This is a genomic window from Desulfolutivibrio sulfodismutans DSM 3696, assembly GCF_013376455.1.
GTDB lineage: Bacteria > Desulfobacterota > Desulfovibrionia > Desulfovibrionales > Desulfovibrionaceae > Desulfolutivibrio > Desulfolutivibrio sulfodismutans.
In genome coordinates, this window is sequence record NZ_CP045504.1 from 1,797,613 (window position 1) to 1,818,307 (window position 20,695).

Consider the following 20,695-nt stretch of genomic DNA (forward strand, 5'->3'; position numbering starts at 1 on the left):
GGCGCGCCTGGACGCGGAGACGGCCGGGGAACGGACGCGGTCGGCGGGAAACCGGGCCGGGTTGACGGTGGGGCAAATGTGCCCTATATGATGAAGGCATGAAGTGCCGGGAGTTTCTCAGGCGTCTTGCCGCCCTCGGGGTGGTGATTGAACCGGCCCGGGGCAAGGGCGGGCACTGCCTGGCGCGCTTGGCCGGGAAAAAGGCCCCCATCCCGGTGCACGGCGACATGGATCTGGGGCCGGTCTTCATCAAGAAACTGTGCCGCCAACTGGGCATCGACCCGAAGGAACTGTAAGGCCATGCGCTATGCGGTCAGGCTGACCCCGGACGAAAACGGAACGGTCGTTGCCGAGGTCCCCGAGCTGCCGGGAGTCATCACTGTTGGAACCGACGCATCGGACGCGCTGGATATGGCGCTGGATGCGGCGCTGACCATGCTGTGCGCCATGATGGACGAGGCCGAGGATATCCCGCCGCCCTCGGAAATCGAACCCGGCGAAGCGTTTCTTGAGCTGCCGCCCATGGCCGTGGTGAAGCTGGCCGTGTACCAGGGGATGCGGGACCAGGGCGTGAGCCAGCTCAAGATGGCCGCGCGGCTGCATACTGACCCGAAATCCGTGCGGCGGTTGCTTGATCTGTACCACCGCTCAAAGTGGGATCACCTTGAAATGGCGCTGGAGGCGCTGGGATACCGAGCCGTGGTGCGGGTCGAGCCGTCGAAGGTGTATAAGGGGTTTTTTGGGGGTGAGGTGAAGGAGAGGGTTGTGGGATGAAGGGCGGCCCGCCCCACGTCCCCTGCCCGGGATGACGGCGCGCCACGTCCGACGCGCATGGCGGTCATGCTGGGAACGCGTCGTGTGCGGCCGCCGCATCGCCGGTCAATTGCTCAAGGGGATGACCACCGTCTTCGTCGTCTGGGTCGGTCCTTCATACTCGAAACGAAACGGGGCCTTAAAGGGCTCCGTCACCGGGAGCGTCACCGGCACGAGCGGCGAGGCAGGTATTGTGGACGACAGGTTGTAGCACGTGCCTTGCGCCTTGTAGCTTAGATATGCCAGACTCACCACGCTGGTGCGCGTCACGTAGTAGGCACCATCATATTTGAATACCTGTGGGAATATCGTAAAATAATCATCCCCGAAATATTTGTCGCCCTGACAGTTTGCCTGGTTGTAAAAGACACCGCTGTTGTACAAGTCTTCAATGGAATACGTCAGATCATCTTGTGTCGCGTAACTGAATCCCATCACCGCGTTGAGTTGCGGGTTGTAGATCATGGCGATGGGACGCACACCGGTCTGGATGGCCTGCTGGACCAGATACCCGAGGAATTGGTTCGCCGAGTCGTAGACCTTGATGTCGGCTGTGGCGTGCGACCAGCTAGCCAGGACCATGAGAAAGAGAATCAGACCCGTCAGCCGTTTCATGATGATGCTCCTGCGGTTCGTACACGGTTGCGTATGGGGTGGAATATGTGCAAATGCGTTGCCAATGGCAAGTGGAACGTGCGGGGGGGGACTGCGGGGAAAAGGCGCGGGGTCACGCAGATGGCGCGGGTGGCGAGCTGCGGGGTGGCGTGCGGGGAGATTGAGGCGGTTCGGTACCTCGACGTAGTGCGGGTGGAGCCGTCGAAGGTGTATAAGGGGTTCTTTGGGGGTGAGGTGAAGGAGAGGGTTGTGGGGTGAAGGGGTATCGCTCTACAAATCAATCTTGTAACTTTTTTATCCAATCATCATAATCTATGTTATTTGAGTTGGACCGCATCTCATTCTGTATATTCTTTTTCATAATGTCCAAATCAAATCCAACTTTATATTTCAATATTTTTTCAACAATGAAAACATTAAATCTGATTCTATCCTTGAACCTTTGAATAAATTCATATAACCCCCCAGAAAAATGCTCTTGTATCCCCATAAATTGCTTTTCACACATCTTTCTATATTCTCTTGCCCGTCTCTTTAATTCATATATATCAAAAAGCATTATTTCTATTGCTTTGTAAACAACAAACCTTTCTTCCAGTGTAATGTCAACAGAGTTTTGCACATCATTTTTTAATATCAAATAAATATCCCATGGATGAGTTCTCAAATACATCTGAACTTTGTCGTATATATCATTAAATAATTCATTTTCAATTGAAAGTTCAAATCGTACTGATTCATCTTTAAATGCGTAAACAATTTTTTCCAGCAAACAACATCTTGAATCCTTTTTCACTTTCTTTTTGCCAACAACATCGAGTAAATATGCAACCCATGACCCAGCACCTGCAGCAAGAAAAGCGCCAACAGTAGGCCCAATTACTTCTGGCTTCCACCACGGCGACTCTTGATATTGAAAAGAAAGATATAAAATTCTTGACAAAACAAAAATAACAAGCGATACAAAAAAGAAAAATAACACGTCCCTTAAATTAATAAATTGCGTGCATATCAATTTTAATTTTTTAAATATCTTTTTCATTTGAAAAGAAGGCTCAAGTTAATTCAAATATCATAATTAGCTTTTATGAGCTAGCACAACAAAGCCTTTACAATCCAGGTAACTTGCATCACCCCGCCCGTCGCATCGCCGCAGTCAGCACCCCCGCGCCAACCAGCACGCCGCCGCCGGTTTTGCGGATGGCGGCGACAACGCCCGGTCTGGTCAGGCGGCTGCCCGCGCTGGCGGCAAGCGCCGCGTACATATAGGCATTGACCACGCCGAGCAGGGTAAATGTCGCACCGAGCAGCACCAGTTGCGGCGGCACGGGATGCTCATGCGACACGAACTGCGGCAGAAACGCGATGAAGAACATGATGGTTTTGGGGTTCAGGACCGTGACGCAAAAGGCCTGGGCGAAGCGGGCTTTTTTGGCGGCCAGCGGGTCGGCGGCCACGACCCCGCCCTTTTCGCGGATCATCTTCACCCCGAGCCAGACCAGATAGACCGCGCCGATCCATTTCACGGCCGTAAAAAGCGCGGCCGAGGTCGCCAAAACCGCCCCCAGCCCCAGCATGGACAGGGTAATGGCGGTCAGATCGCCGAGCGCCACGCCCGCCACCAGCGGCAGGACGTTACGTTTCCCGTCCGACAGCCCCCGGCTGATGAGCAGCATCACGGTCGGTCCCGGGATGACCAATATCACGACGGACGCGGCCACGAAGGCCAGATACAGTTCCACGGGCATATCATTCTCCTCACGCTTCCCACATACGCGCTTCCCTATCCGGATTCAAGCGACCCTCACCATTTTCTCCAGGCGACATCCCTTGCCGTGCGCCTTTCCATCGCCACGGCAGCCAGGAAAAGTACTCTCGCGCGAACCGCCTGCGTTTCCGGGCGTTGATCCGGCCGCGAAGCGGCGGATCGACGCCCGAATCCAGGGGGTCCGGGGGAAATGATTTCCCCCGGGAAATGCCTTTCTCTTCCTGCCTCGCGCTACGAGTCCATGCCGCATCTCCCACACGCGCCGCACCCGGCGGGCGGGCATTTGGCGGTGGGCACGGCGTCCTGGTAGCGTTTCCATTCGCGCCACAGGTAGTCGCGGCGCACCCCGACATCGATGATCTCCCAGGGGAAGACCTCGTCCGGCTCGCGCTCACGATCGATGTAAGGCGTGGAGTCGCCGTCCCAGGCGTACAGGGCTTTTTTGAAATTGCCGCCGTTTTTAGCGGCCAGGAGGATGAGCTCGAAGAGCCGCTCGTCGCCCCGGGCGAGGAGCCCCTGCACCCGGGCGGCGAACGCGCCGTCGAGGCTGTAGCGCATGCCCTTGTGCGGGGCCACGGCCTGCCGCAGGCGCTCGCCATCGGCCTTGATGTCGTCTTCCGAGGCCATTTTGGCCCACTGCATGGGCGTAAACGGCTTGGGCACGAGGCAACTGGCGGCCAGGGTGGCGTGCTGGATGCCGCGTTTGCCCTGTCCCACGCGCCCGGCGGCGTGGACGCGGCCCATCAGTCCGGCCAGTTCGTCGTAGTCGGCCTGGGTTTCGCCGGGCCAGCCCACGATGCAGTACATCTTGAGGTGGTTGACGCCGAACTCCCCGGCCAGGGCCACGGCGGCCAGGAAGGCGTCCTCGGAGAGGTTTTTGTTGGCGGCGCGGCGGATGCGGGCGCTTGGGCCTTCCAGGGCCAGGGTCAGGGTGCGCGAACCGGCGGCGCGAAGGATGGCCAAAAGCTCGCGGGTGACGCCGTCGGCGCGCACCGAGGCCAGGGAGAATTTGACGCCGCGCTCGGCCAGGGCGGCCAGAAGCGGCAGCAGGTCGTCCCAGTCCGTGAGCGCGGTGCCCACGAGGCCGACCTTTTGCGGCCGCGTGCGGTCCACGAGGGCCAGCACCTCGTCCATGCCGACGTGGCGCGGCGGCCGGTAGACGAACCCGGCGGCGCAGAACCGGCAGCCGTAGGGACAGCCCCGGTTGACCTCAATGAGCAGCATGTCCTTGAATTCCGCCTCGGGCGAGACGAACGCGGAATGGGCCGGACAGGTCAGGACGGTGGGAGAGCCCGGGTCGCGATGCACGGCCCGGCGCACGGGCAGGGGCGAGCGGCCCGGGACCAGCACGCCCGGCATGTCGGCCACGGCGGCCAGAAGCGCGGCCTTGCCGCCGCCGGATGCGGCGTGCTCGCGGATGCGGTCGAGAAATTCCGGGAAACCCGCCTCGGCCTCGCCCACGAAGGCCGCGTCCAGGGCGGGCAGGATGGGCGCGGGGTTCATGAAAAGAAGCGGCCCGCCCGCCACAACCAGGGGATAGCCCGGCCGGTCGACGGCCAGGGGGGGCAGGTCGACGGATAAAAGCGCGGCCACGGCGGCGGCTAAGTCCTCTTCGTAGCCAAGCGAAAAGGCGATGACCGGGAAGTCGGAGAGGGGGCGGCCGGAATCTTCGGATACGGCCTTGCCCGGGCCGGAGTAAAACACCCGTTCCACGGCCAGGGCGGGATGCTGCGAGACCAGGGCGTAGACCGCCTGCCAGCCCAGGGCCGACAGGGCGGCCCGTGGCGGCCCCGGAAACACCAGGGCCACGGGGAGCCGCCCGCCCCATTCACGCCGGGGCGGGCGATCACGACCGAAGAAGACCGGGGAGGGAGGATCGCGCCTCACGGCAGCGGACGCCGTCAATCCGCCTGCATGCGGATAAACGACGGAATCTCGAATTCCTCCTCATCGAAAATGAACTCTTCCTCGCCAGGGGCGTGGGCCTTGACCGGCGGCTGCACCGCTACAGACTCGGGGGTCTTTTTGACCCCTTTGCGGATGTAGGCCGGGATGTTGTAGTCGTTGGCCGTGGCCGAGGTCAGGATCTTGGCCGCCCGGGGGCTCTGCATGACGCCGCCGCCGACGCTTGAGGGCTGGGCCGGGACGCCGCCGCCGCTGGGGCCGGACGAATTGGGCGTGCGGGTGCGGCTTAGGGGGGTCACGTTTTCCGCGTGGCGTTCATCGGCCTGCCGCGCGGCGGCGGTGGAGGCGGCCAGGCGTTCGCTGTCGATGCCTGTGGCGATGACCGTGATGCGCATTTCGTCCCCGGCGTCCTGGTCGAAGACCGTGCCGAAGAAAACCTTGGCGTCCTCGTGGACGGCCTCGGTGATGGTGGAGGCGGCCTCGTCCACTTCCTCGATGGTCAGGTCGGGACCGCAGGTGATGTTCATGAGCACGCCGCGCGCGCCGTCGATGGTCACGTCTTCCAGAAGCGGGCTGGTGATGGCCTTGAGCGCGGCCTCGCGGGCCCGGGATTCGCCCCGGGACACGCCGAATCCCATCATGGCCAGTCCCATCTCGGACATGACGGCCTTGACGTCGGCGAAGTCCAGGTTGATCAGGCCCGGCACCATGATCAGGTCGGAGATGCCCTTGACCGCAAAATACAGCACCTCGTCGGCCTTTTTGAGCATTTCCAGAAAGGTGGCCTTTTTGGAGGCCAGGGACAGCAGGCGGTCGTTGGGGATGGTGATGATGGAGTCCACCACCTCGCGCAGGGCCTGCACGCCCTTTTCGGCCTGGAGCAGCCGCTTTTTGCCTTCAAAATAGAAGGGCTTGGTGACCACGGCCACGGTCAAGGCTCCGATCTCCTTGGCCGCCTGGGCGATGACCGGCGCGGCCCCGGTACCGGTGCCGCCGCCCATGCCGGCGGTGATGAACACCATGTCCGCGTCGCCGAGCGTCTCGCGGATGAGGTCGATGCTTTCCAGGGCGGCGTCGCGGCCGACCTCGGGATTGGCCCCCGCGCCAAGACCCTTGGTCAGCTTCTCGCCGATCTGAAGGCGAAACTCGGCCTTGGATTTGCTTAAGGCCTGCATGTCCGTATTGGCGGTGATGAAGGTGACGCCCTTAAGCGCCGAACAAATCATGTTGTCCACGGCATTGCTGCCGCCGCCCCCTGCGCCCACCACTTTGATGCGTGCGCTCGATTCGGTGTCCAGTTCGAAATATTCCATGTCCATTCCCTCCCCCTCGATAGTCTCCTTGAATGCTCCCCGAAAAAACCCCAGCCGCCCTACTTCACATCAACAAACCACTTGCGCATCCTCCCCAGAATGCGATTGAAAACATTCTCGTCGCGGATGCGGAACCGCTGCTCCACACCCTCTTTTTCGGCGCCGTACATGAGAAGCCCCACCGCCGTGGCGTACTTGGGGCTGTGAACCACGTCTTTTAAGCCGCCCACCTTGTCCGGGTAGGCCACCCGGGTGGGCAGGTTGAAAATCTGCTCGCCAAGCTCCTGGATGCCTTCGATCAGCGCCGTGCCGCCGGTTAAGACCACGCCCGCGCCGATTAAGCCCTTCATGCCGGAACGGATGAGCTCCTGGTCAACCAAGGCCAGCATCTCCTCCACCCTGGGCTCGCAGATCTCGGCCAACACCTGGCGCGACAAGCGGCGCGGTTCCCGGCCGCCCACGCTTGTGACCTCGATGACCTCGTCTTTTTGCACCAGGTCGGCCAGGGCGCAACCATATTTCACCTTGATGGCCTCGGCGCTGGCCATGGGCGTGCGCAGCCCGAAGGCGATGTCGTTGGTCAGGTTGGTGCCGCCCAGGGCCAACACGGCCGTGTGCTTGATGGAATCGTTGGCGAAAAGGGCCACGTCCGTGGTGCCGCCGCCCAGATCCACCAGGGCCACGCCGATCTCGCGCTCCTCGTCGGTCAGGACCGCCTTGGCCGAGGCCAGGGACTCGAGCACGATGTCCGAGACGTCCAGGCCCGCCCGGTGGCAGGAGCGGATGATGTTCTGGGCGCTGGTCACCGCGCCGGTGACGATGTGGACCTTGACCTCCAGGCGCACCCCGGCCATCCCTAAGGGGTCGGCGATGCCGCGCTGGTCGTCCACGATGAATTCCTGGGGCAGGATGTGGATGACCTCGCGGTCCAGCGGGATGGCCACGGCCTTGGCCGCGTCGATGACCCGCTCCACGTCGCGCTGCCCCACCTCGCCGCCCTTGACGGCGATGACCCCGTGGCTGTTGAAGCCCTTGATGTGGCTCCCGGCGATGCCCGCATAGACCGAGCGAATCTCGCACCCGGCCATGAGCTCGGCCTCTTCCAGGGCCTTTTTGATGGACTGCACGGTCTGCTCGATGTTGACCACCACGCCCTTGCGCAATCCGTTGGACTGGGCGGTGCCGATGCCCACCACGTCCACGCCCTCGGGCGACAATTCGCCCACCACCACGCAGATCTTGGTGGTTCCGATATCCAGTCCGACAATGAGTTCCGACTTGGCCATGGCCTCCTCCCCTTCCTGTCTCCACGATGTTCGCCGCCCCGTCCCCGAACGCCCCCACGCCGAAAGACGGGACCGTTGCGACTATGACTTTTTTTCCACCCAGACCTTGTCGTCCTGGGCGGTGATGACCCCAACCTTGTCCAGCTCCCCGCGCCGCTTGAGATCGGCCCACACGAGGTTTAGGCGATGCAGGTTCTGCATCCAGTTTTCCGAGCCGATGCACATGAGGATGTCCGAGTCCATAAGCTGGACCTCAAGCCCGCGTCCCCAACTCAAACGTATCCAACCCACCTGGCTGAAACGGAACGGGGCGCGGTGCTCGCCGACGGTCCTTTTGAGCTCGGCCAACAGGGCCAGACGCTTTTCCATTCCGGCCTCGACCTCGATCTGGGGCAGGGAAACGAAGGTTCCCGCCTCCACCCTGTCGATCAGGCGGCCGGATTCGTCGCAATAATAAAGGCCGCCCTGATGATGCACAAGATAGGCTGGCACGCGTTCCACGATCTGGATGGACAACGATCCCGGCAAAACCCGCTTGACCGTTGCCGATTCGATCCACGGGTCTCGCGTCAGCGCCAGACGAATTTGTTCCATGTCCAGGGACAGCAGGTTGTCGCCCGGGGCGATCTCGGCTAGGGCCCGCACATGATCCTGAGACAGCCGGGAGACCCCGGCGATGTCCACGTTGGTCAGATCGAAATAATTCACCGTGGTCAGCCAGCGATATCCGGCCAAAAGACCGACGCTGACGGCCACAATGACCGCTGCGGCGAATCCCATGGTCATGATCCTGGCGAAAAACCCGCCCACGGAGCTGAAGCTGACCCTGGAAGCTCGCGGCTGGGAAAACCGGGCGGCAGCCAGGGCGCGGTTGCGGTTGCCGCCCAGGCGCCAACCGCGCGTCGGGGACGGTTTGACCGGCGCGGCCACGCTGTAGGCGTTTTTTCGCTTCTTGGAGATGGCTATGCCACCGGAGATGCCGCCAACCCGCACGCTCATGACACCACCCTCACCTCAAGCTCCAGTTCATGGCCGAACTTCGACCGCACCGCCTCCCGGGCCGCATCGATCAACGCAAAGGCCTCGTCGCTCGCCCCCCCGCCGCGATTGACCAGAAAATTGGCGTGCATGGCGGAAAACTCCATGCCTCCCAGACGCCTCCCCCGAAACCCGGCCAGATCCAGGAGCCTCCCGGCGCTCTCGCCGGGGGGGTTTTTGAACAGGCACCCGGCCGTGGCCGCCGCGATGGGCTGGGTGGCCTTTTTTTTCTCCAGTGCGGCCCGGGCCTCCTGCCTGACAACCGCCTCGGCCGCGACGGAAAAATCGAAAAGAACCCGGGCGATCATGAAAAACCCCGTAACGCCCGTAAGCGAAAACCGGCGGTAGCCCGCAGTAAACCTGTCCGGCCCGAAAAACTCCACCCCATCCTTTGGCGTCCAGGCCCAGACCCCGGCCAAAACCCCGGCCATGTCCCGGCCATACGACCCGGCGTTTCCGGCCACGGCCCCGCCGACGCTCCCCGGAATACCGGCCATCCCCGAGATGCCCGCCAGCCCGTGCCGACTGCACCAGGACACCAGCCGTCCCAGCCTGAGGCCGCCCCAGGCCGCAACCCGGACCCGGCCGTGCGGCGCGCCGGGGACTGGCTCCGGGTCGTCGCCGCGCGAAAGGCTGACCACGGCCACATCAAGCTCCCGGTCCACGGCCAGGAGGTTGCTGCCGCCGCCCAGGGCCAGGGGCCTTGCGCCGACGCGGGCCAGGGCGTCCGCCAGCCCGTCCAGGTCGGCCAGGGCCGCCGCCCGGATCTCAGCCCGGGTCTTTCCCCCCAGGCCAAGGGTCGTGCGTCGGGCCAGAGGCGGCCCGTCAAGGATTTCAAGCCCCACCTTCCCGCTCCAGAAAATGCTGTCCCACCTGCCACACGTTGCCCGCGCCCAGGGTCAAAAGGAGGTCGCCCGAGGCCAGCACGTCCGGCAGGGCCTCCTCAACGGCGGCGAAGTCCGGATAAAACGACACCTTGGTCTTGCTCACCTGGCGGATGCCCTGGGCCAGGCTCTCGCCGGAGACGCCGGGGATGGGCGACTCCGAGGCCGGATAGATCTCGGTCAGGACGAGTTCGTCCACGCCCTCGAAGCAGCGGCAGAACTCACCGAAAAGGGCCTGGGTGCGGGTGAAGCGATGGGGCTGAAAGACCACCACCAGCCGCTTGTCCGGATAGCAGCTCCTGGCCGTGGCCAGGGTGGCCCGGATCTCGGCCGGATGGTGGCCGTAGTCGTCCACCACCGTGACCCCGGCCGCCGCCCCCTTGAGCTCGAAGCGCCGACCCACGCCGGCGAATTTGCTGAACGCCCCGGCCACGGTGTCCGCCGGGATGCCCGCCTCCAGGGCCACGCCCAGGGCCCCCAGGGCGTTTTGCACGTTGTGGCGGCCCGGATGGTTCAGGCGCATCTCGGCCAGAAACGCGCCATCAAGAAACACCTCGAAGCGGCTCGACGAGCCCAAGCGCAGGATGTTGCCGCGCAGCCTGGCCTTGTCGCCGAATCCGTAGGTCAAAACCGGCCGGTTGACGCGGGGCAGAAGCCTGGCCACGCCTGGATCGTCCAGGCAGACCACGTTGACGCCGTAAAAGGGGATGGCGTTTAAAAACCGCACAAAGGCGTCGTCGATGGCCTGCTGGCCGGAATAAAAGTCCAGGTGGTCGGCGTCCACGTTGGTGACCACGGTGGTGATGGGCGACAGGCACAAAAAGGAGCCGTCGGACTCGTCGGCCTCGGCGATGAGGTATTCGCCCTCGCCCAGGCGCGCCCCGGCCCCGTAGGCGTTTAAGCGGCCGCCGATGATGACCGTGGGGTCAAGACCGGCCTCGGTGAAGATGGTGGCCAAAAGGGAGGTGGTGGTGGTCTTGCCGTGGGTTCCGGCCACGGCGATGCCCGTACGCAGACGCATGAGCTCGGCCAGCATCTCGGCCCGGGGGATGATGGGGATGCCCCGGGACCGCGCCTCCACCAGCTCCGGATTATCGGCGGCCACGGCCGAGGAGCGCACCACCACGTCGGCCTGACCGACGTTCTCCCGGCCATGGCCGATGGCGATGTCCGCGCCAAGCTGCTTTAAGCGTTTGACCACCGGGCCGTAGGCCAGATCCGAGCCGCCCACGTCATAGCCGAGATTTAAGAGCACCTCGGCGATGCCGCTCATGCCCGAGCCGCCGATGCCCACCATGTGGATGCGCCGCACCTTGGTGCGCATGCCGCCCTTTCCTGCTGCATCAAGCCCGCTCATGACCGGCCTCCGGTGCACGTCCGCGAGGCGGCCAGGGCCGACAACTCGTGGGCGATGGTCTCGGCCGCCCTGGGGGCGGCCAGTTTCCCGGCGGCCAGGGCCATGGCCGAAAGCCGCTCGGGATGATCAAAGAGGTTCAGCACCAGATCGGCCAGCGATGCCGGGTCCAGGCGTTTCTGATCGATGACCACCGCCGCCCCGGCCTTGGCCATAAACGAGGCGTTCACCGTCTGGTGGTCGTGGGTGGCGAAGGGAAAGGGTATCAGGATGGCGGGCTTTTTGGCCGAGGTGATCTCGGCCAGGGTGCTGGCCCCGGAACGGGCGATGATCAGGTCGGCCCAGGCATAGGCGGCAGCCATGTCCTCGATGAAATTTTCAATGGCCAACTCCCCCGGCTCGGCGCGGCCCGCCGCACGCCGGGCCTCGGACGTCTCGCCCGCCGCCTCGGCCACCCGCTCGAAATCGGCCCGGCCGGTCTGGATGGTCACCTTGATGCCGGAATCGAGCAGCCTGGGAAGGGCCGCCAGCACGGCGGTATTGATGGCCTGGGCCCCCTGGCTGCCGCCCAGAACCAGGACATTTCGCGAACCAGCGTCATCCTTGGCCGGGGCCTGCCACATGGCCGCGATGTCGTGGCGCACGGGGTTGCCGGTGTGCACGGTCTTTCCTGCGGGAAAGACCCCGGCCTCGTCAGGATAGGTGACGAAGACCCTGGAGACGATTTTCCCTAAAAGCTTGTTGGTCACCCCGGGAACGCTGTTTTGCTCGTGCAGGGCCGTGGGGATGCCCAGAAGCCGCGCCGCCACGACCGGAAAAAAGCTAGCGTAGCCGCCGAATCCAGCCACCAGGTCGGGCCGAAACGTGCGGTAAAACCCCATGGCCATGATGATGGCCCGGGTGGACAAGACCCCTTCCGCAAAACCCCGCAGGCCCCGGCCGAACACCCCTTTGGCCGGAAGGGACACGAAGCGCAGTCCGGCCTTGCGGGCCAAAACGGCCTCAGGGCCATGGCCGCCCACGAAGGCGACCTCCAACCCCGGGTGCATGACCCGGAGGGCCTGGGCCACGGCCAGGGCGGGGAAGATGTGCCCGCCGGTGCCGCCCGTGGTGATGGCCAGCCGCTTCATGGCGTCTGCCTCCTGGAGAGGTTGAGCAGCACCCCGACGCACAAAAAGCAGGCCACCAGAGACGATCCGCCGTAGCTTAAAAAAGGCATGGCCACGCCCTTGGGCGGCACGCAGCCCAGGACCACGGCCAGATTGAGCAGAAAGCCGAGCCCCAGCACCAGGGCCATGCCGTAGGCCGTGAACCGGTCGCGCAGATCGTCCTGGGACAGGGCGATGCGAAAAGCCCGCCACAAAAGGATCGCGATGCACAAAAAGACCATGGACACGCCGATAAAGCCCATTTCCTCGCCTAAAACGGCCATGACGAAGTCCGTATGGGCCTCGGGCAGATAGAAAAGCTTCTGCTTGCCCGAACCGAACCCGGCCCCGGTGATGCCGCCGGACCCGAAGGCGTAGAAGGACTGCACCAACTGGTAGCCCACGTTCTGGGGATCCTTAAAAGGATCGAGGAAGGCGAACCAGCGTTTGAACCGGTAGGGCGACTGCACGATGAGAAGGCCAATGGCCCCGGCTCCGAAGAGCACGGACACGAAAAGATAGGTCATCCGGGTGCCGCCCACCAGGCTCATGAGAAAAAAGAGCATGCCCAGAAAAACCGCGCCGCCGAAATCGGGCTGCAAAAGGAGGATCAGCCCAAGCCCCCCGGTGACCACGACGGGAGGGATGAATCCCACGCTGAACGACCGCACCAGCTTCTGCTTCTGGCTGAAAAAATAGGCCAGATAGAAGACCAGGGCCACTTTGGCAAGCTCCATGGGCTGGATGGAGACCCCGCCCAGGGACAGCCAGCGCCGCGCGCCGCCGGCCTTGACCGAAAACGGCGGAATGAGCGTCAGGCATAACAGCCCGATAATGGCGAAAAGCCACAGATACACCGGGGCGTACATGAGTTTTTTGGGCATCTTGGCGAAAAAGAGCATGACCACAAGCCCCACCAGGGCGTACATGGCCTGCTTGCGGAAATAGAAGTATTTGCTCTCCATGGCCCGCTCGGCCATGACCCCGCTGGCCGACAACACCATGATCAGCCCCAGCCCGGCCAGGACCAGAGTCGCGCCCAACAGCCAATAGTCCATGCCGTTTTGCTGGCCGGACAGTTCGGTTCCGGTCTGCATGCTCATGGCTTTTCTCCGGTTGGGGACTCGGGCGCGCCCGGCAACGCGGCGAACACCGCCTGGAAATCCCTGCCACGGGCCTTGTAGCTGCTATACAGGTCGAAGCTGGAGGTTGCCGGGGACAAAAGGATCACCTCGCCGGAGAGGGCCCTGGCGTAGAGCTTCTCCACCGCCTCGGCCAGGGTCGCCGACCACTCCAGGGGCAGCGCGCCCTGCCAGGCGGACTCGAAAATCTCCCGGCTGCCGCCGAAAAGCCCCACGCTTTTGACCCGCTCCCGCAAAAGGGTGATCATCCCTTCCAGATCGCCGCCCTTGAACACCCCCCCGGCCAAAAGATGTACGGGCCTGTCGAAGGTCTCAATGGCCGCGCGCATGGCCGTAACCGTGGTGGCCTTGGAGTCGTCCACAAAGATCACGCCGCGTTTCTCCCCCAAAACCTGGATGCGGTGCGGGGCCGGGGCGAAGTCGAAAAAAGCGGTTTCGGCCAGCTCCTGCGTGACCCCGAAGGGCCGTACGGCGGCGAAGGCGGCCTCCATGTCGGCCTGGTTGTGGCGGCCAAGGAGCCTCGGGCAGCGGAAGCGATCCGAGGCGGCGAAGGTCTCGATGCGGGCCTTGGTGAACGCCCGGCCGGTGAGCAGATAGTCCAGATCGGCCGGGACGATGGCCAGGTCCGGCGGCCCCTGCATGGCGAAAAGCCTGAGCTTGGCGGCCAGGTATTCGTCCATGTCCGCGTGCCAGTCCAGGTGGTTGGCGGAAAAATTGAGCAGGACCGCCACCTTGGGATGGAAGGTGAACACGTTTTGGAGCTGGAAACTGCTGGCCTCGATGACGCACACGTCGGCGGGCTCGCCAGCCAGGACGTATTCGGAAAGCGGCGTGCCGATGTTGCCCCCGGTGAAGACCGAAAGCCCGGCCCGGGTGAGCAGATGGCTGATGAGCATGACCGTGGTGGTCTTGCCGTTGGTGCCGGTGACGGCCACCATGGGCGCCTCCACGAACCAGGAGGCCAGCTCCAGTTCGGCCAATACCTGGGCGTCCGGGCAGGCCGTAAGATACGGAGCCAGGGAGGCCCGCGAGATGCCGGGACTCAAGACCACGAGATCCGCCCCGGCGAAATGGCCCGGGGTGTGCTCGCCGGTCAGGATCTCCACGCCCTTGCAGGCCTGGGCCTGGCAAAAATCGGCGGGGATGGCGGCGGGGTTTTTCTCCAGCAGGCGCACCCAGGCCCCGAGCCGGGACAGAAGCCGCACGGCGGCCCGTCCCGAGGCTCCGGCCCCCACGACCACGGCCGTGTGACCAGCCAGTTGTCCCGAATGCACCATGTCGCGCATGTCCCCTACCTCAGCTTCAGCGTGCTTAGGGCCAGAAAGGCCAATAAAATGGAGAGAATCCAGGATCGGATGATGATTTTCGATTCCGGCACGCCCATCAACTCAAAATGGTGATGCAGGGGGGCCATCTTGAAAATTCGCTTGCCCCCGCTCATCTTGAAATAGCCCACCTGGATGATGACCGAGACCGTTTCGGCCACGAAGAGCCCGCCCACCAGAACCAAAAGCAGCTCCTGCTTGCAAAGGACCGCCAGGAACCCCAAAACCCCGCCCAGGGACAGCGAGCCCACGTCGCCCATGAACACCTGGGCCGGATAGGCGTTGAACCACAAAAATCCCAGTCCCGCCCCCATGAGCGCCCCGCAAAAGACCGTCACCTCGCCCACCCCGGCCACGCTCATCACCTGGAGGTATTTGGCGATCTGGGCATGCCCGGCCACGTAGACGAACAGGGCGAACATGCCCCCGGCCACGATCATCGGGCCAATGGCCAGCCCGTCCAGACCGTCGGTGATGTTCACGCCGTTGCTGGCCCCGATCATGACCAGCATGGCGAAGGCGATGTACCACAGTCCCAGGTCGGGGCTGACGGACTTGAAAAACGGCACGGCCAGATTGGTGGAATAGTCCGGGTGGGTCACCAAAAGGACCGCCGCCACCCCGGCCACGAGCAACTGGCCGAAAATCTTGGCCCGGACGGACAGGCCCTTGTTCTTTTTTTTGACCACCTTGAGATAGTCGTCCACAAAACCCACCACCCCGAATCCGGCAAAGACGAAAAGCGTCAGCCACACGAATTCGTTGGTCAGATCGCCCCACAAAAGCACCGCCGCCATGACCGAAAAGGCGATGAGCAACCCGCCCATGGTGGGGGTTCCGGCCTTGCACTGGTGGGTCTTGACGTCCTCGTGGATGTACTGGCCGCACTTGACGCTGGTCAGCCAACGGATCATCCGGGGGCCAAGGAGGATGGACAGGACCAGGGCGGTCATGAACGCCGCCGCCGACCGGAAGGTGATGTACCGAAAGACGTTTAGGGCCGTGAATTGACCGGCCAGGGGCACCAGGAGGTGGTAGATCATTCCCGCCCCTCCCGCTTTTTCCCTTTCACCGCGTCCTGGCAAAGGGCGCTGGCATAGGCCTCCATGCGCATGGATCTCGATCCCTTAAAGAGCACGACGCCTCCCGTGAGTCCTAGGCCGGTAAAGGCCTTGAGGAATTCGGAAGGGGAGGCGACCGTGAAGACCGGCCCGGCATAGCCCGCCCCGGCCAGCCCTTCGGCCACGGCCTGGGCGCTTACGCCGGAAAAAAACACCGCCGCCGGATGCAGCCCGGCCACATATTCCCCGAGCCGGACATGCTCTTCCCGGGTGACCGCCCCAAGCTCCAGCATCTCCCCGAGCACCGGCACGAACGCCCCCCCCGCCGCCATCTCCGCCCCGGCCTCCAGGGCCCGGCGCATGGACAGGGGATTGGCGTTGTAGGTGTCGTCCACGACCGTGAAGCAGCCATGGCGGCGGCAGCAAAAACGCTGTTCAGGGATGGCTGCGGCAGCAAGCCCCCGGCGGATGGCGCCCTCGTCGGCGCCCAGCAGGTGGGCGCAGGCGGCGGCGGCCAGGATGTTCTCGGCGAAGTGCCCGCCCCGGTAAGGCAGGGCCAGCTCCATCTCCAGGCCGCAAAGGCGAACGGAAAAAAGGCCTCCCTCTTCCCGGGGCCCCAGATACGCTGCCCGGTACGGCGCATCAAGCCCCTTTGTGGACATGCCCATAACCCGGGGAAACACCCGCCGGGCCTCGTCCCACAGCTCGGGATGGTCCATTCCCGCCAGGGCCGCTCCGCCCTTGGCCACGGCGCGCAGCAGTTCGCATTTCTCCCGGGCCACCCCGGCCACGTCGCCGAAGCCTTCCAGGTGCGCCGCGCCCACATTGACCACCACGGCCACATCCGGCGCGGCCATGGCCGCCAGGTCGCGCATTTCCCCGGGGATGCTGACGCCAAGCTCCATGACCCAGAAGGCGTCATCCATCCCGGCGCTTAAGATGGACAGGGGCAGACCGATCAGATTGTTGAAATTTTTGTAGTTCTTCGAGGTCGGTCCCACTTCGGACAGGATGGCCGCCAAAAGCTCCTTGACCGTGGTCTTGCCTGCCGAACCGGTCACGGCCACTACCTTGGCGGTGGTCTTGCGACGCCAGTATCCGGCCAGGCGTCCCAGGGCGGTCACCGTATCCTTGACCAGGAGCACCGGCACGCGCGAGGCCAGTTCCGGCATGGGCCGGTCGGCCAAAATCGCGCCCGCGCCCTTGGCCACGGCCTCGGCCGCAAAATGGTGCCCGTCGAAACGCGCGCCCGGGATGCAGACAAACAGGCGGCCCGGGGTCACGGCCCGGCTGTCCGTGCACACCCCGTCAAAGACGGGGTTGCCCACATCGCCCAGGTCGCCCACAGCGCCCGTGGCGGCCAGTATGTCCGAGAGCGTCATGCGCACCGGGCAAGCTCCCTCACGACCGTGGCGTCGTGAAACGGAAATTTCGTATCCCCGATCTGCTGATAGGCCTCATGCCCCTTCCCGGCCACGACCAGCACGTCGTCAGGCGTCATCTCGGCCAGGGCCATGGCCATGGCCCGGCGGCGATCCGGATCTTCCAGGACGCGCGGCGCGCCGGAAAGCCCCGGCCGGGCGTCGTCCATGATGGCCTTGGGGTCTTCATGGCGGGGGTTGTCCGAGGTCAGAACCGCCACATCGGCATACCTGGACACGGCCGCCGCCATGAGCGGACGTTTGGTCCGGTCGCGGTCGCCGCCGCAGCCGAAGACCACGAAAAGCCGCCCCGCCGTCACCTCGCGCACGGCCCGAAGCGCGTTTTCAAGGGCGTCTGGGGTGTGGGCGTAGTCCACAAAAACGTTTAAGCCCCGGTCGTTGACCACCCGCTGAAGCCGTCCCGGCACCCCGCCAAACCCCGACAGGGCCTGCAAATCAGCCGGAGAAAGCCCCAGCGCCAGACCAAGGCCCATGGCCGCCAGGAGATTTTGGGCATTGAAGCGGCCGACGAGCGGCGAGACGATCTCCCAGCTTGCGCCTTCGAAGGTGACGCCCAGGGTCAGCCCCGAGCCGTCATGGCGGCGGATCTCGCCCCGTAGCGGCCGCCAGTCGCCGGAAACAAAGGAACCAAGGCCATAGCCCACGCTCCCGGGCAGCATCTCCAGAAGTCGCGGGCCGTGCGGATCGTCGAAATTGATCACGGCCCGTTCCGGCCCGATCAGGTAGTGGGTGAAAAGCCGGGTCTTGGCCTGGAAATAGGTCTCCATGTCCCCATGATAGTCCAGATGGTCCTGGGTCAGGTTGGTGAAGGCGGCGGCGGAGAAGGACAACCCGGCCACCCGGTCCTGATCCAGGGCGTGGGACGAGGCCTCCATGACCGCCGCCCGGGTTCCGGACGCGATCATTTCGGCGAAAAGTTCGTGCAGCTCAAGGCAACCCGGGGTGGTCAGGGTGGCCGGACGCGACCCGCCGGGCCAGCGATAGGCCACGGTGCCCAAAAGCCCCGTGGGCAGACCGGCGCTCGACAGCAGGTGCTCCACCAGGAAGCAGACCGTGGTCTTGCCGTTGGTGCCCGTGACCCCGACCAGGGAAAATCCCTTCCAGTCCGCGCCATGGGAGGCCTTGGCCAGTTCCCCCAGGGCCAGGCGCGGATATGGCGTCGTGATCAGCCGGGCCGAACTCCCTGCGGGCAGGGCCACGCCGGGACCGGCCACCACCAGGGACGCCCCCTTGGTGACGGCTTCGGCCACATGCCGCGCCACGGCGTCGGTGTCCGCAGAAACAGCGACAAACACCGACCCGGGCACGGTCTTCCCCGAGTGCGCGCACAGGGGGGCCCCGCCGGAGACGGCCGCCAGGACCTCGGCCAGGACCGTCTTGTCCGTCGTATGCTGCTGCGTCGATGTGGTGTTCACGTTTGTCGCCTTTGCCGCGCCCGTTGTGGTTTCAAGGCGCTCCCGTTTCCATGGCCGTTTCCGCAGCCGATCCCCCGTCTTACGACGGCCGGGTCAGCCACAACACGAATTCCTGATTCTTTTCCACCCCAGGCCAGGGTGCGCCCGGCGCCGGACTCTGCTTGGTGACCACCAGCCCCTGTCCCTCGATCTTGGGCACGATGCCTTTTGACACCAAAATCTCCACCACCCGGCGAAGCGGCATGCCGGAAAAATTGGGGATGGCCGGGGAATCGAGCAGACCCGGCGGCACCGCCACCACCTCGGCCAGGGCGTCGTCGATGACCGGCGGCGGAAGGATATCCGTTTTTTGCCCCGATCCCTTGCCGCCTGCCGCCTGCCCGTCGGCAACCGCTGCGGCGGCCGGCGTCTGTTCGGCTCCCTTGGCCAGACGCCCGGTATCGGGGGCGTGCCCGAGGTAGGACAGGGTCTTTTGCATGACCTCGCGCACGGCCGGGGCGGAGACCACGCCGCCGTAGTGGCTGGGCTCGGGCTCGTCCACCATGACCATGACCAGATATTGCGGGGTTTCGGCGGGCACGAAGGCCACAAAGGAGGCCAGATACTTGTCGCCGTAGCCGCCTGTGGGGCTGGCCTTCTGGGCCGTTCCGGTCTTGCCGCCCACCTCGACGCCCTCGATCTGGGCTATCCGGCCGGTGCCCTTTTCCTCGTGCACCACCTCGCGCATCATGCGCTGCACGGTCCTGGCCACCTCGGCGTCGAAAACCCTGACGGGTGCGGCGTCCGCAGCCGCCTGCGGCGGGTCGAGAACCAGTTTCAGGGGCTTTTTGACGCCGTCGTTGGCCAGGATCAAAAAGGCCTGGGCCAACTGGATGGGGGTGACGGCCACCCCCTGGCCGAAGGATACGGTGGCCGTGTCGATGGGCTGCCAGTCCTTGAGCGACCGGACCAGTCCCTTGCCCTCGCCGGACAGGGGCAGCCCGGTGGGGACGCCGAACCCGCACTTCTCGAAATAGGCGTGCAGCCGCTTGGGGCCGAGCAGCATGCCGATCTTGGCCGCGCCGATGTTGCTTGACCAACGGATGATCTTGCTGACGGTGAGGTCGCCGTAAGAGTGGGTGTCCTTGATGGTGCTCACGCCTACCTTGAACTTGCCGTTTTCGCAAAAAAACGAGGTCTCGGGCTTGACCAGGCCTTCCTGAAGGGCGGCGGCGATGATCAGGGGCTTCATGGTGGAGCCGGGCTCCACCACGTCCAGGGCGGAACGGTTGCGGCCCTCTTTGGGATTGATGTTTCGGGAAGCGTTGGGATTGAAAAAGGGATAGTTGGCCCAGGCCAGGATTTCCCCCGTGGGCACGTGGACGACCAGGCAGGTTCCGGCCTTGCCGTGGTTGGCGGTCACAGCCTTGGCCAGTTCTTCCTCGGCGAAATACTGGATCTGGGAATCGAGGGTGAGCGTCAGGTCGTGGCCGCGCAGGTTCTGAAGCTCGCGGCCCTGGGCGTCGAAATAGAGCTTGCGGCCCGAGGCGTCGCGCTGCACGGCATACTTGGCCCGCCGTCCGGCCAGCCAGTCGTCGAAGGACAGTTCCAGCCCCTCCAGGCCCTGGTCGTCCATGCCCACGAATCCCAGCACCTGCCCGGCCAGATGCCGGTTGGGATAGGACCGGCCGTGTTCGGCCTCCAGATACACCCCGGGGATGTTCGCCTGCCGGATCTCGGCCGAGGCCTTGTCGTCCACGCGGCGGGAGATGTAGACGAAGGGCTTGGTGGATTCGAGCTTCTTCTTGATCCAGGCCGGCTTGATGCGCAGAATGCCCCCCAACTGATTCGCGGCGGCGTCCAGGTCCGTGAGTTCCTTGGGACGCACGCTGACGGCGGTGAATTCCACGGTCTTGGCCATAAGTCGGCCGCTGCGGTCGAAAATCTGTCCCCGTTCCCCCCGGTCCGACTCCGAGGCCATGTGCTGCCGCAGGGCCAGCCTGGCCAGATCCGGCCCCTGCACGATCTGGAGGTATCCGGCCCGGACCCAGAGCCCCGTCAGGACAAGCGCAAAGACCACGCCCACAAAAGTGAGCTTGGCCCGGCTCCAATCCCTGACGCGCTTCTGGTCGCGCTCGGACGCCACTTTTTTCGTGCCGTTTCTCATGCCGTTTCCCGCCGTTCGTCCCGTGTCACGGGCCGACCCG

General features: G+C 64.2%; 18 protein-coding genes. 2 read left to right on the top strand and 16 right to left on the bottom strand.

Translation table 11 applies throughout. From position 1 onward, the window contains the following. The first annotated feature begins 98 nt into the window (after positions 1-98). Both GD606_RS08550 and GD606_RS08555 read left to right on the top strand, forming a co-directional pair. Positions 99-296: a type II toxin-antitoxin system HicA family toxin gene (locus GD606_RS08550; RefSeq protein WP_163301094.1), complete on the top strand. Its 198-nt coding sequence runs from the start codon at positions 99-101 to the stop codon at positions 294-296. A 4-nt stretch (positions 297-300) separates the two neighbouring features. Then, positions 301-774 carry a type II toxin-antitoxin system HicB family antitoxin gene (locus GD606_RS08555; protein WP_163301095.1) on the top strand — a complete coding sequence of 158 codons (474 nt, stop codon included), beginning with the start codon at positions 301-303 and terminating at the stop codon, positions 772-774. A 105-nt stretch (positions 775-879) separates the two neighbouring features. Here GD606_RS08555 and GD606_RS08560 read toward each other — a convergent pair whose 3' ends face one another. The 16 genes from GD606_RS08560 to GD606_RS08635 all read right to left on the bottom strand — a co-directional run bounded on the left by GD606_RS08560 (position 880) and on the right by GD606_RS08635 (position 20,655). Continuing rightward, positions 880-1,428 (bottom strand): hypothetical protein, encoded by a 549-nt coding sequence (locus GD606_RS08560; protein ID WP_163301096.1) that lies wholly within the window; start codon positions 1,426-1,428, stop codon positions 880-882. A gap of 277 nt (positions 1,429-1,705) precedes the next feature. Further along, positions 1,706-2,410, bottom strand: coding sequence for a hypothetical protein (locus GD606_RS08565; RefSeq protein WP_163301097.1), 705 nt, complete (start codon positions 2,408-2,410; stop codon positions 1,706-1,708). A 148-nt stretch (positions 2,411-2,558) separates the two neighbouring features. Beyond that, a complete protein-coding gene (locus tag GD606_RS08570) occupies positions 2,559-3,176 on the bottom strand; it encodes a LysE family translocator (protein ID WP_163301098.1) in 618 nt (205 codons plus the stop codon). 251 nt (positions 3,177-3,427) lie between these two features. Further along, positions 3,428-5,005: a radical SAM protein gene (locus GD606_RS08575; protein ID WP_246299030.1), complete on the bottom strand. Its 1,578-nt coding sequence runs from the start codon at positions 5,003-5,005 to the stop codon at positions 3,428-3,430. Between the two features lie 92 nt (positions 5,006-5,097). Then, positions 5,098-6,414 (bottom strand): cell division protein FtsZ, encoded by a 1,317-nt coding sequence (gene ftsZ / locus GD606_RS08580; protein ID WP_163301100.1) that lies wholly within the window; start codon positions 6,412-6,414, stop codon positions 5,098-5,100. Between the two features lie 59 nt (positions 6,415-6,473). Further along, positions 6,474-7,700, bottom strand: coding sequence for a cell division protein FtsA (gene ftsA / locus GD606_RS08585; RefSeq protein ID WP_163301101.1), 1,227 nt, complete (start codon positions 7,698-7,700; stop codon positions 6,474-6,476). A gap of 81 nt (positions 7,701-7,781) precedes the next feature. Further along, positions 7,782-8,699: a cell division protein FtsQ/DivIB gene (locus tag GD606_RS08590; RefSeq protein WP_163301102.1), complete on the bottom strand. Its 918-nt coding sequence runs from the start codon at positions 8,697-8,699 to the stop codon at positions 7,782-7,784. Next, on the bottom strand, positions 8,696-9,583 hold the full coding sequence (locus tag GD606_RS08595) for a UDP-N-acetylmuramate dehydrogenase (protein WP_163301103.1): 888 nt from the start codon (positions 9,581-9,583) through the stop codon (positions 8,696-8,698). The genes GD606_RS08590 and GD606_RS08595 overlap by 4 nt, the downstream gene beginning before the upstream one ends. Then, a complete protein-coding gene (murC, locus tag GD606_RS08600; protein ID WP_163301145.1) occupies positions 9,573-10,946 on the bottom strand; it encodes a UDP-N-acetylmuramate--L-alanine ligase in 1,374 nt (457 codons plus the stop codon). The genes GD606_RS08595 and murC overlap by 11 nt, the downstream gene beginning before the upstream one ends. A 29-nt stretch (positions 10,947-10,975) precedes the next feature. Then, positions 10,976-12,106: an undecaprenyldiphospho-muramoylpentapeptide beta-N-acetylglucosaminyltransferase gene (murG, locus tag GD606_RS08605; RefSeq protein ID WP_163301104.1), complete on the bottom strand. Its 1,131-nt coding sequence runs from the start codon at positions 12,104-12,106 to the stop codon at positions 10,976-10,978. Beyond that, a complete protein-coding gene (gene ftsW / locus GD606_RS08610; RefSeq protein WP_170304563.1) occupies positions 12,103-13,221 on the bottom strand; it encodes a putative lipid II flippase FtsW in 1,119 nt (372 codons plus the stop codon). Before ftsW ends, murG begins: the two co-directional genes overlap by 4 nt. 2 nt (positions 13,222-13,223) lie before the next feature. Continuing rightward, positions 13,224-14,552, bottom strand: coding sequence for a UDP-N-acetylmuramoyl-L-alanine--D-glutamate ligase (murD, locus tag GD606_RS08615; protein WP_163301106.1), 1,329 nt, complete (start codon positions 14,550-14,552; stop codon positions 13,224-13,226). A gap of 5 nt (positions 14,553-14,557) precedes the next feature. Then, entirely contained in the window at positions 14,558-15,634 is a 1,077-nt protein-coding gene (gene mraY / locus GD606_RS08620) for a phospho-N-acetylmuramoyl-pentapeptide-transferase (RefSeq protein ID WP_163301107.1), read from the bottom strand. Further along, positions 15,631-17,034 carry a UDP-N-acetylmuramoyl-tripeptide--D-alanyl-D-alanine ligase gene (locus GD606_RS08625; RefSeq protein WP_211922099.1) on the bottom strand — a complete coding sequence of 468 codons (1,404 nt, stop codon included), beginning with the start codon at positions 17,032-17,034 and terminating at the stop codon, positions 15,631-15,633. The genes mraY and GD606_RS08625 overlap by 4 nt, the downstream gene beginning before the upstream one ends. Further along, the gene (locus tag GD606_RS08630; RefSeq protein ID WP_246299032.1) at positions 17,031-18,509 is read right to left on the bottom strand and encodes a UDP-N-acetylmuramoyl-L-alanyl-D-glutamate--2,6-diaminopimelate ligase; all 1,479 of its coding nucleotides are present in this window, start codon (positions 18,507-18,509) and stop codon (positions 17,031-17,033) included. The genes GD606_RS08625 and GD606_RS08630 overlap by 4 nt, the downstream gene beginning before the upstream one ends. A 79-nt stretch (positions 18,510-18,588) precedes the next feature. Continuing rightward, entirely contained in the window at positions 18,589-20,655 is a 2,067-nt protein-coding gene (locus GD606_RS08635; RefSeq protein ID WP_163301109.1) for a penicillin-binding transpeptidase domain-containing protein, read from the bottom strand. Between the last annotated feature and the right edge of the window lie 40 nt (positions 20,656-20,695).